At 48.4% G+C, this 11,780-nt stretch carries 11 protein-coding genes; all 11 read left to right on the forward strand.

Annotation, left to right across the window (positions count from 1 at the left end; genetic code table 11):
• The first annotated feature begins 582 nt into the window (after positions 1–582).
• The 11 genes from ACFYU8_RS24040 (at position 583) to ACFYU8_RS24090 (ending at position 11,759) form a co-directional block, all read left to right on the forward strand.
• Positions 583–1,281 (forward strand): response regulator transcription factor, encoded by a 699-nt coding sequence (locus tag ACFYU8_RS24040; RefSeq protein ID WP_390304728.1) that lies wholly within the window; start codon positions 583–585, stop codon positions 1,279–1,281.
• On the forward strand, positions 1,278–2,294 hold the full coding sequence (locus ACFYU8_RS24045) for a sensor histidine kinase (RefSeq protein ID WP_390304726.1): 1,017 nt from the start codon (positions 1,278–1,280) through the stop codon (positions 2,292–2,294). The genes ACFYU8_RS24040 and ACFYU8_RS24045 overlap by 4 nt, the downstream gene beginning before the upstream one ends.
• A gap of 67 nt (positions 2,295–2,361) precedes the next feature.
• Complete coding sequence (locus ACFYU8_RS24050; RefSeq protein ID WP_007729857.1) at positions 2,362–3,132, forward strand: ABC transporter ATP-binding protein; 771 nt, start codon at positions 2,362–2,364, stop codon at positions 3,130–3,132.
• Positions 3,107–4,993, forward strand: a complete 1,887-nt coding sequence (locus ACFYU8_RS24055; protein WP_390304724.1) for an FtsX-like permease family protein — start codon at positions 3,107–3,109, stop codon at positions 4,991–4,993. Before ACFYU8_RS24050 ends, ACFYU8_RS24055 begins: the two co-directional genes overlap by 26 nt.
• A 70-nt stretch (positions 4,994–5,063) precedes the next feature.
• Complete coding sequence (locus ACFYU8_RS24060; protein WP_390304722.1) at positions 5,064–5,534, forward strand: nucleoside deaminase; 471 nt, start codon at positions 5,064–5,066, stop codon at positions 5,532–5,534.
• A 243-nt stretch (positions 5,535–5,777) separates the two neighbouring features.
• Positions 5,778–6,254, forward strand: coding sequence for an Lrp/AsnC family transcriptional regulator (locus ACFYU8_RS24065; RefSeq protein WP_390304720.1), 477 nt, complete (start codon positions 5,778–5,780; stop codon positions 6,252–6,254).
• A gap of 115 nt (positions 6,255–6,369) precedes the next feature.
• On the forward strand, positions 6,370–7,932 hold the full coding sequence (locus ACFYU8_RS24070; RefSeq protein WP_390304718.1) for an ABC transporter substrate-binding protein: 1,563 nt from the start codon (positions 6,370–6,372) through the stop codon (positions 7,930–7,932).
• A gap of 47 nt (positions 7,933–7,979) precedes the next feature.
• Positions 7,980–8,936, forward strand: a complete 957-nt coding sequence (locus ACFYU8_RS24075; protein WP_390304716.1) for an ABC transporter permease — start codon at positions 7,980–7,982, stop codon at positions 8,934–8,936.
• Positions 8,936–9,766, forward strand: coding sequence for an ABC transporter permease (locus ACFYU8_RS24080; RefSeq protein WP_390304760.1), 831 nt, complete (start codon positions 8,936–8,938; stop codon positions 9,764–9,766). Before ACFYU8_RS24075 ends, ACFYU8_RS24080 begins: the two co-directional genes overlap by 1 nt.
• A gap of 35 nt (positions 9,767–9,801) precedes the next feature.
• Positions 9,802–10,776, forward strand: a complete 975-nt coding sequence (locus tag ACFYU8_RS24085) for an ABC transporter ATP-binding protein (protein ID WP_390304713.1) — start codon at positions 9,802–9,804, stop codon at positions 10,774–10,776.
• The gene (locus ACFYU8_RS24090) at positions 10,773–11,759 is read left to right on the forward strand and encodes an ABC transporter ATP-binding protein (protein ID WP_390304711.1); all 987 of its coding nucleotides are present in this window, start codon (positions 10,773–10,775) and stop codon (positions 11,757–11,759) included. The genes ACFYU8_RS24085 and ACFYU8_RS24090 overlap by 4 nt, the downstream gene beginning before the upstream one ends.
• Positions 11,760–11,780: the final 21 nt, after the last annotated feature.

Consider the following 11,780-nt stretch of genomic DNA (forward strand, 5'->3'; position numbering starts at 1 on the left):
AGGCTCCGTCCCGCTGGGGGCGAAGACTGTCCGCTCCGAAGGGATTCGCGGGGAAACGCAAAAGTGGTGGCTGCTTCGTCGCAAGCGCAGGGTTGCGTTTCTATTTCCCGCTCATCCCTTCTAAGCTTGGTAGGACTCCACAAGTTGCTACGCCTGGAAATATTCTTCTCTGTCGTTACTGATGACATTCTTACATTCTTTTAAGGCTTTTAAAAACCGATTAACACGGAAAGCTCGTAGAGGAAACAGGAGAAAACAGCGAAGATCTTAGGGACACCGACCGAGACGAAATGCAAAAAGCGAAACACGCCCTTAAGCGTCCACCTCTGAAACACATCCTGATAGGACAACTTTGGACGCGGTTTCGCTTTTTACATGGAGTCGTGCAGTCAATCCCCAGGGGGTGGCCCTAGAAGCTGAGCGTTTTCTCCTGTTTCTTCCTCTCCACAACAGCAACGTACAAGTAGCTTTTTCAGTAGACATCTAATTACGAGAAACGCCAAAGGCTTGGCGTAGTCTAGTTTTCTAATGGTATAGTAAAGTATGAAATGGAGGAGACTCAAGACGAGAGGAGTATGAGTGATGTCCACAATTATGATTGTAGAAGACGACCCAAAAATCAACCAGCTGCTGCAAGAGCAACTGGAAAAATACGGATTCCAAACAGTCAATGTTGTACATTTCGATAGAGTCATGGAGGTATTTACCCAAGGGCGCCCTGATCTGGTTCTATTGGATGTGAATCTACCGAAATTTGACGGGTTTTATTGGTGCCGACAAATGCGCCAGGAGTCCAACTGCCCGATCCTGTTCATCTCTGCGAGAGAAAGTAAAATGGACCAGGTGATGGCCTTGGAAAATGGGGCCGATGACTATATCACCAAGCCGTTCGACTACGATGTGGTTTTGGCCAAAATCCGCAGTCAGCTACGGAGGGCTTACGGACAATATGCTCCACAAGAAGGGGAGCGTACGGTTGAAGTGGCGGGACTCAAGCTGTTTTTAGAGCGAATGGAGCTGTCCATGTACGATATCAAAATCGAGCTAAGCAAAAAGGAAGCATTACTGCTCGAAGCCTTGATGAATCAGTATCCACGTGTCGTCAGCCGTGAGCGATTGCTAGAAAAGCTGTGGGATGAGCAGTTTGTCGATGAAAACACGCTGAATGTCTACATCACACGCGTGCGCGGCAAGCTAAAGGAATTAGGCTTAGAGGGAGCTGTCGAGACGGTTCGCGGTTCCGGTTATCGCTTACGTGCGACTTGGGAGGAAGGGCAATGAAGCTGTTCCTTCGAGATCAATGGCCATTCGCAGCGTTTTTTCTCGTCCAATTGATCTTATTGATCATGATTTTTGCGATGGATGGGTACTGGAATGAGTCATTGATGATCTACGTCATGTTTTTATCTGTTTTTATCGCGGGTGCTTTTCTCGCCATCCGCTATTTGTCTCACCGCACGATCTATCAGCGACTGAGCAAGCCAGTAGAGTCTCTAGAAGAGCTGACCCAGACATACGGGAATTCACCATTGTGCCGCGCGATGGATGACATCAGTCAGGAGCAATACCGACTCTACAAAGAACAGCTTCATGCCTATGAAAACAAGCAACGGGACCATACGACATTTATTCAGCAGTGGGTTCATCAGATGAAGACGCCGATTTCGGTTATTCATCTGTTGCTGCAAAATGAAGACGATCCAACAGCAGAGAGCGTCCGTGAAGAAGTGGACCGGATCAAGCGTGGACTGGAAACGGTTTTGTACATAGCTCGCCTCGATCGATTTGAACAGGACTTCCTGATTGAGCAAGTAACCCTGCGTTCCTTGGTGCAGAGTGTGTTGGCGGAAAACAAGCGGCTGTTTATTCGTAATCAAGTGTATCCCGAGGTAAAAGTGGATGAGAATTGGCGAGTGGAATCGGACGAAAAGTGGCTCGCTTTTGTCCTCAACCAATTGTTGACGAATGCCGTTCGTTATTCAGCAGGGAAAAGCAACAAGGTCACCATTCGTACGTATGAACGCGGAGCGCATGCCATACTGGAAGTGCAGGATTATGGAATCGGGATCCCTGCCGAAGATATTCGCCGCGTATTCAAGCCGTATTTTACGGGAGAAAACGGGCGCAAATACCCAGAGTCCACCGGGATGGGGCTGTACTTGGTGAAGGAAATTTGCGGGCGGCTCCATCATGGGGTGGAAATGGAGTCAGAAGTGGGAGAGGGGACAACCGTACGTATCGTCTTGTCTGCCGTCGTACCAACCTTACAAGAAAGTAAGATAGCTGAAAGTTAATTCGATAGCTGGACTATGCGCACTTTCGTATAGTTGAATTTGGAAGTGCAAGAAAGGGGAATGGCGCATGGAAATGCTTGCTGTAAATAGCTTGAGTAAAATATACGGGGGCAAGGTAACTTACCGCGCGTTGACCGATATCGATTTTTCCATTCGCAAGGGCGAATTTGTCGGTATTATGGGCCCTTCCGGCAGTGGCAAGACTACGCTATTAAACATGATTTCCACGATTGATACACCAACTTCTGGTGCGGTTCTTTTGAACGGTACGAATCCGCATCATTTAAAAAAAGATAAACTGGCCCTGTTTCGCCGTCGTGAGCTCGGCTTTGTATTTCAAGATTTTAACCTATTGGACACGTTGACGATCGGGGAAAATATCGTGCTGCCGCTTACCTTGGACAATGAGAAAGTATCGGTCATGGAAGAAAAGCTGCAAAGTGTTGCCGAGAAGCTAGGGATTCAGGACATTTTGGAAAAGCGGACCTTCGAGGTATCTGGAGGGCAACGCCAACGGACAGCCATCGCTAGAGCAATCATCCATTCTCCGTCGCTTCTGCTGGCAGATGAACCAACAGGAAATCTCGATTCGAAGTCTTCTCGCAATGTGATGGAGACATTGGAAGCAATCAATAAGCGGGACAATACCACCATGATGATGGTGACGCATGATGCTTTGGCGGCCAGCTATTGCCATCGGGTGATTTTTATTAAAGACGGGCAGCTCCATAACGAGATGTATCGTGGTGAGAGTCGACAGGTATTCTTCCAGAAAATTATTGACTCGTTGTCGTTTTTGGGAGGGAACACCTATGACCTTTCGACAATTCGCGTGTAATAACGTTGTACGAAATAAGCGTATGTACGCTGCGTTTTTCATGAGTAGCGTTTTTTCTGTCCTTATTTTTTTCGTCTATGCGATGTTTATTTTTCATCCGGAAATTATCGGGCAGGAGATTCATGAATCCGTAGCCACTGGGATGATGGCGGCTGAGTACGTCATTTTTCTGTTCTCCTTCTTTTTTCTCTTTTATTGTGTCGGTGCTTTCCTGAAAAAGAGGGAGAAGGAGTTCGGTATCCTTTTTATCCAGGGCATGACACCGTTGCAGCGGAATACGCTGATTTTTATGGAAAACATGTTGATCGGCATTGTCTCGATTGCCATTGGGATTGGGCTCGGGCTGGTTCTCGCCAAGCTATTTTTCCAATTCGCGGGATTTTTGCTGGATGTAAAAGCACTCGGGTTTTACCTCCCGTGGAAAGCGATCGGTTTGACCGTGGTGGCGTTTCTCGTCTTGTATGCAGCTATCTCGCTGTTTACCGTCCTTGTGCTGCGAAGTCGCAGTCTCTTGGATCTGTTGCAAGGAAGTGGTCGGCCTAAGCGTGAGCCGAGGGCATCGTTAGTGCTGTCTCTGGTCGCAGTAGCTTTGTTGGGAATGAGCTATGCCTTAGCCCTCACTGCTGATGGCGTGAATGTGCTCGTGCTGATGCTTCCGGTTATTGCGCTGACGACTGTAGGAACGTACCTGTTGTTTACTCAACTAAGCGTTATCTTCATCGATTTTCTGAAGAAGCGTCGCGTTTTCTATTGGAAAGGTACGAATCTCCTGACGCTCTCTGATCTGGCCTATCGGATGAAGGATAATGCACGGATGTTCTTTTTGGTCAGCATCGTCTCGACAGTTGCATTCTGTGCAATTGGCACGCTTGCTGCTTTGGCTGGATCGATTCAGATTACGGTGATGAAAATTAATCCATTTGCGTTTGAATATCAGTCCAAACAAAGTGACGTAGAGAGGGCCCAGAATCTGTCGTTAATTGAAACGAGCTTGCAGCAGGGTGGCTTTTCCTTCGAAAAATATCAAGTAGCTATGCGGATTTTGCCAGAATCGGTCAACGAAGAAAACATTGGGGTTGTGAAGCTGTCCGACTATAATCGGCTGGCGGTAGCGTCCCATTCGCCTGAGCTGGAAATGACGAATGGCGAGGTGTTCGTCCTGCTCAATTGGATTGGTGATTCGGTAGCGAGCAAGACTCTTCAGGTGGGTAATGCACATCTCGCAGTTAAAACAGATACGAATATGACTCCATTGATTAGAGGGATCGAATTTGAGCGCTTGGCTGTCGTACCGAATCAGGTGTATGACCAGCTTCCGAAAATGAAGGAAGAAGAGCGCTTCGTATACGAGGTGCCAAGATGGAAGGAAACACAGGATCTTAGTCTCAAGCTTCAGGAAAATATTAGTCATTACGAAGAAAATTACTCGTTTTCAGCTCGTGCGCCATACTACCACAGCATGAAACAAATGGCGAACATGGGACTCTTTATCGGGCTGTTTGTGGGCGTGTTGTTCTTTGTAGCCGCAGCAAGCTTCCTTTATTTCCGTCTGTACACGGATCTGGAATACGACAAACGGCATTATGGAGCCCTTTCCAAGATTGGACTCACGGATGCAGAGCTGACGAAGATCGTTACGACCCAGGTTGCCCTGTTGTTCTTCGTGCCGATTGTGGTGGCCATTATTCACAGCATGGTGGCGTTCGTATCCCTGCAAAGCTTGTTGAAGCTGATTCTTGTCGCGTCTGTAGTCAAGCCAACCGCGATCGTCTTATGCAGCTTCGTCGTTGTTCAAGGTGTGTATTTCTGGATCATTCGAAACCGCTACTTGTTCCATTTAAAGCAATCAATGAACCGCTAGTGACTTTTCCATCATGTCCAAATGAGCAGGGACATAGGATAAAAGGAGAAGGATGCGAGGGGGAAAGCGGATGGAACGAGAGGCGTGGATGGGGCAAGCCTTACAGATTGCGTTTGAAAATGTACGTGATAAAATAGGCGGACCGTTTGGAGCCATTGTCGTCAAAGATGGGCAGGTAATCGGGCGAGGACGCAATGAAGTGACGACGAGCAATGACCCTACGGCACATGCCGAGATTCAGGCAATTCGGGAAGCCTGTCGTAATCTCCAAACCTTTCAGTTGAACGATTGCGACCTGTATACGAGCTGCGAGCCGTGTCCGATGTGCCTGGGAGCCATCTATTGGGCAAGACCACGCCATGTCTATTACGCTTGTACGAAAGAAGATGCGGCGCATGTCGGTTTTGATGATCAGTTTATTTATGAGCAGATGGTTCTCTCTCATGAAGAGCGAAGCATTCCTTTCCGGAGAATAGATCTTGCGAATAGACGGAGTCCATTTGAAGCATGGTCACAATCACCGAACCGTATCGAGTATTAATAGAGGGCCTCTCCACTAGCGGAGCAGGCTCTTTTTCTTCGTTTTATTTATAGTAAGAATAGGTAGAAAGGAAAAAATAAAATGAAAATGCTTTCAAGATGAAATTTTCAGATAAAGTATTGCGCTATGTCGAAAATCGTATTATAGTAACAACAATCATTATGAAATTCGACCAAATTTTATAAAAATCAACTGTAATGAGGTTGAGTTTTTAATAAAAAAGACGAATAAGGGCGTGTTTATATGGAAGAAACTTTCCGAAGATCACTCTATCCTGAATTAGATGACATTGACTACGGGATTATTCGAGCCTTGCAAGGAAATGCGCGCTTGCCGTTTACGCAGATCGCGAAGGACCTCGGCGTCACGGAAAAGACGATTCGAATGCGCGTCCAGCAATTGCAGGACGAAGGTGCCCTGAGTCTGGTCGGTATTGTCAATCCAGTCAAGGCAGGGTTTCACGTACAGGCGATGATTCAAGTAGCTGTGGATGCGGAAAAGCTGGACGATGTGGTTGCTGCGTTAACGGACACCGTAGAGATCAGGCTCATCGTACTCACTTCTGGGGAATATCAGCTTTTCACACAGGTGCTCGTAACAAGCAACGAAGAATTATCGCAATTTTTGCTCAAAAAGCTGCACAAGATTCCTGGCATCTCCAAAACGAATGTGATTAACGAATTGAAAATACTGAAGTCCAAATATAACTTTATCCGTTAGGGCACGAGTGACCTTGGAAGGGGGAATGCCATCGGGCGAAAATCCGCTGGGATTATGAATGTCGAACGATGCTGAGAAGAACCTAGAGAAAAAACGAGAGAAAAGGGGTCATCCTATGTTTTCGACCAAAATGAGCAAAGCAATGCTCAGTGCTGTTTTGGGGACAGTTTTATTGGTAACAGGCTGTGGAGGAGGAAACAGTGCGGGTACAGACAACGGCAAAGCCGCAACAACAGCGCCAGCCTCCGGAAAAAAGGTACTGAATATTGGGTTAAAGGCAGACCCGCCTTCGATGGACCCAAACACATCGACTTCGCTGTACGACCGTCAAGTGTACGCGAGCCTCTATGACAAGCTGTTTGATATCGACTCAGAAGGAAAAATCGTGCCAATGCTGGCGGAATCGTATGAAGTAACGCCAGACGGCAAGACCTATACATTGAAGCTGAAGCAGGGCGTAAAATTCCACGATGGCACCGAGTTTGACGCTGAGGCAGTGAAATTCAACTTCGAGCGCAACATGAACGATGAGAAGTCCCGTCGGAAAGGCGAATTGAAATTCGTAGATTCCGTTGCCGTAGTGGACAAGCATTCTGTAAAAATCCAGATGAAAGAGCCTTTTGCTCCATTCCTGTCCGTCTTGACTGATCGTTCGGGCATTATGGTATCGCCAAAAGCAGTGAAGGAACATGGCGATCAATACCTCAATCATCCGGTTGGTACAGGCCCATACGTATTTGTAGAGCAAGTAAAAGGCGACCACGTGACACTGAAGAAAAATGAAAACTACTGGAATGGTCAAGTGAAGATCGATGAAGTGAACTATAAAGTGTTCACGAACGGAACAGCGAAGGTGCAAAACTTGCGCTCCGGCATGCTGGATATCATCGATGATACACCTGTGAAAGAAATCCCTGCAATCAAGGGCGATGCGAACCTGCAATTGGTTGCGGAATCCGGGATGGGTTACCAAGGTCTTTACTTGAACAACTCCCGCGCGCCGTTTGACAACAAGTACCTCCGTCAGGCTGTGGAGCGTGCTATTGACCGTGATGCACTGGTAAAAGTACTGTTTAACGGCTATGCAGCACCGGCTCGTACAGCATTTACAAAAGGCAGTCTGGCTTACAATGAAGCACTGAATACGCCGAAGCCGCCAGATGCAGCGGAAATCAAGGATTTGCTCGCGAAGGGCGGTCAACCGAACGGATTTAACTTCAAGCTGTACATCTCTACTTCTCCAGAGAATGAACAACTGGGTGCGGTACTGCAAAACATGCTGAAACAACACAACATCAACGTGACTTTGGAAAAATTGGAATATGGACAATTGATTGAAACAGGCGATAAAGGCGAATTTCAAGCGATGCAACTGGGCTGGTCTGGACGTCAGGACCCTGACCAAAACTTCCATGACTTCGTCGTAACAGATACATCCAACAACGATGGCCGTATTTCCATTCCGAAGCTGGATGAACTGGTTATCAAAGCGCGTGGGGAGCTAGACGAAGCAAAACGCAAGGCGCTGTATGACGAAGCTGCCGCATTGCTGCAAGAAGAAGCGGGCTATGCCTACATGTACCACCAATATGTGCTGTTTGGCATGAACAAGAAAGTAACCGGCTTTACTTATGTGCCAGACGGTTTGATCCGTACAGCGAATTTGGACAAGCAATAAACGAAGGTAACGCAACATTATAACAGCAAGAGCAAGGAGGAATTGTCATGATGTTCATAGTCAGGCGCCTATTGTTGACAATCCCGATTCTCCTGCTGGTGTCGATTATGACATTCTCTTTGATTCATATGATCCCGGGCGATCCTGCCCGGGTCATTTTAGGAGAGGAAGCGACACCGGAAGCCTATCAGGCACTGCGAACCGAGCTGGGATTGGATCAGCCGATCGTCGTGCAATATTTTTCCTGGCTAGGAAAAGTGGTAACGGGTGATTTGGGAATATCGATTACAGACCGCGTGCCGGTCGCAGACTTAATTATGCAAAGACTCCCGGCTACGGTGGAATTGACGATCGGAACGTTCTTGGTAGCGATTCTAATTGCGTTTCCTGCGGGAATTCTCGCGGCAGTTCGTCGTGGAACCTGGATTGATTATACAAGTACATTTACAGCTCTAGGCGGTATGAGTATCCCGAGCTTCTGGCTAGCGATGATGATGATTATATTCTTCGCTGTTGAAAACCAATGGCTGCCTTCTTCCGGGTATGTACCGTTTTCTGAGAATCCAACGCAAAACCTGATGGCAATGATACTGCCCTGTTTGGCAACGGGCTTGCGGGAATCTGCCGTATTGATGCGAATGCTGCGTTCTTCTTTGCTCGATGTCGTGAGCATGGATTTTATTCGGACAGCGAAAGCGAAGGGATTGAATGAGGCTCGCACGATTCTAGGGCACGCGCTCAGAAATGCGATGGTGCCAGTGGTAACGACCTCGGGTTTGATGATCGCAGGCTTGTTAGGTGGTCTGGTGATTACCGAGTCGATTTTTTCGATTCCTGGCTTTGGCCGTCTGATTGTGGAATCTGTATTCAAACGTGACTACGTAACGGTTCAAGGAGCGATTCTTGTTTCCGCGGTTCTCGTTGTCTTGGTTAACCTGGTTGTTGACATTTTGTACGCTGTCATTGATCCGCGGATCAAGGCTGGGAAAGGAGCAGGTGAGTGATGAAAACCGTGGGCAAATTTCTCCGGAATGGCTTGGGCGTCATCGGAGCGGTGATTATCCTCGGATTGATCTTGGTGGCGATTTTCGCACCACTGATCGCGCCCTTCGACCCCAATGCTCAAGACTATAACAAAATTTTGATGTCGCCAGATGGTGAGCACTTCTTTGGTACAGACGACCTCGGTCGGGATATTTTCTCTCGTGTTGTTTACGGGGCGCGCATCTCCATTCAGGCAGCGCTGATCTCTGTTGGCATTGCGATGCTGATCGGGGTGCCGATTGGACTGTTGTCCGGTTACTACCGCGGCTTTTGGGATGAGTGGATCGTCATGCGAAGCGTCGATGCGATGCAAGCCTTTCCGTTTTTAATTTTGGCTCTGGCGATTTCGGCGGTGCTTGGTTCAGGCTTCGGGAATGCCATGCTGGCGATTGGGATCGGTTTTGCCCCTGCTTTTATACGGATTACACGCGGTCAAGTTCTTTCGCTTCGGAATATGGAGTATATTCAAGCAGCACGTTCGGTTGGGGTAAAGGATGCACGTATCATTTTCCGCCACATTTTGCCGAACGCGATGAACCCGATTGTGATTCAAGCGACGTTGGCAATGGCATCCGGGATTATCGCAGAAGCATCCTTGTCCTATCTCGGATTGGGTGTACAGCCGCCGACTCCATCTTGGGGCAGTATGCTTAACCAAGCACAAACGCTTATGTCCGTCGCGCCCTATGCGACATTTTATCCGGGGATTGCCATCTTTTTAGTCGTACTGGGCTTCAACTTGTTGGGAGATGGTCTACAGCAGGTTCTGGACCCACGCGCACGTAAATAATGAATGCCCTACACGGGAGAAAAGGAGTGGAGCAGATGACGACCATCTTGGAAGTGGAACAGCTGAGAACCCGTTTTCGCACGGACAGCGGTGTCGTCAGTGTCGTGGACGGCGTCGACTTCTTTATCCGTGCGGGTGAAACGCTTGGCGTCGTGGGCGAATCGGGCTGTGGGAAGAGTGTGACCAGCCTGTCGATCATGCGCTTGCTGCCGCCCAACGGAAGCACGGAAGGATCGATTCGCTTCAATGGGAAGAACGTGCTTGCGCTGTCGGAAAAAGAAATGCAAGGTGTACGCGGTAATGAAATCGCGATGATTTTTCAAGAGCCAATGACATCTCTCAATCCGCTGCATACCGTAGGCAAACAGATTGAGGAAGCGGTCATGCTGCATCGCAAGGTAACGAAGGCAGAGGCAAAGGAACGGGCGATTGCGATGCTAAAAGCTGTCGGAATGCCACGTGCAGAAGAGATTTACGGAGAGTTTCCGCACCAGCTGTCAGGCGGGATGCGTCAACGTGTAATGATCGCGATGGCGATGTCTTGCGATCCGAAGCTGATTATTGCAGATGAGCCGACAACCGCACTGGATGTGACGATTCAGGCGCAAATTCTCGATTTGATGCGCGATTTAAAAGAAAAAAACGGAACCTCCATCATGCTGATTACGCATGATTTGGGTGTAGTAGCCGAGATGTGTGACCGCGTTATCGTCATGTATGCTGGGCAAGTCGTAGAGGAGACGGATGTCGATACGCTGTTTGACAGTCCGAAGCATCCGTATACGATTGGTCTGATGAACTCGATTCCTGAGCTGGACGAAGAGCGCGAATATCTGGAAACCATTCCAGGAGCAGTTCCTTTGCCGTATCAAATGCCAGCGGGCTGCCGTTTTGCTCCGCGCTGTTCGCAAGCAATTGCGATTTGTCACGAAAAGCCCCCTGAACTCTTGCAACTGGACAATCAAAAATGTCGCTGCTGGCTGTACGCGAAGGAGGGAGAACAGGCATGACGACACCTCTCTTAGAAGTAAAAGGGCTGCAACAGCATTTTCCCATCAAGGGTGGCTTTTTGAAGCGGACGATGGGACATGTCAAAGCAGTCGATGGTATTGATCTGACAGTGTATCCCGGTGAAACACTTGGGATTGTAGGGGAATCGGGCTGCGGCAAGTCTACGACGGGTCGAACGATTCTACGCCTCTTGGAGCCGACAGCAGGAGAAGTATTATTTGATGGCAAAGATTTAGCAAAGCTTCCTAAAGAAGAAATGCGCGTCATGCGCCGAAACCTGCAAATGATTTTTCAGGACCCGTACGCTTCGCTGAATCCACGGATGACGATCAAGCAGATTTTGATGGAGTCGCTGATGGTGCACAACATCGGGACAAAGGCAGAGCGGGAAAAAGTCATCGAAGAAATTATTCAGGTCGTTGGTTTGCGAAAAGAACATTTGAACCGCCATCCACACGACTTTTCCGGCGGACAGAGGCAGCGGATCGGAATCGCCCGCGCACTGGTCGTAAAACCAAAGCTGATCATTGCCGATGAGCCTGTATCTGCATTGGACGTATCGATTCAATCACAGGTACTCAATTTGTTGAAGGATTTGAAAAAGGAATTCAATCTGACCCTGATGTTCATTTCGCATGATTTGTCGGTCGTAAAGCACTTGTGCGATCGGATCGCGGTGATGTATTTGGGGCGGATTGTAGAAATTGCTGACAAGCGGACGTTGTTTGAGAACCCGAGTCATCCGTATACACGGGCGCTGCTCTCGGCTGTTCCAGTAGCGAAACCACGGCAAAAGCGCGAACGGATCTTGTTAACAGGCGATTTGCCGAGCCCAGCAAATCCACCAAGTGGCTGCACCTTTCATCCGCGTTGTCCATATGCGACTGAGATTTGCAAGACGCAGGTGCCCAGTCTGTCAGACATCGGCAAGGGCCAACTAGTGTCCTGTCATTTGGTGCAATCGGGCGAACTTTTCCGCTAGCTAGGCAAGGACGGAGGTACA

This window comes from Brevibacillus sp. NPDC003359, assembly GCF_042878995.1.
In the GTDB taxonomy this organism is placed as follows: Bacteria; Bacillota; Bacilli; order Brevibacillales; family Brevibacillaceae; genus Brevibacillus.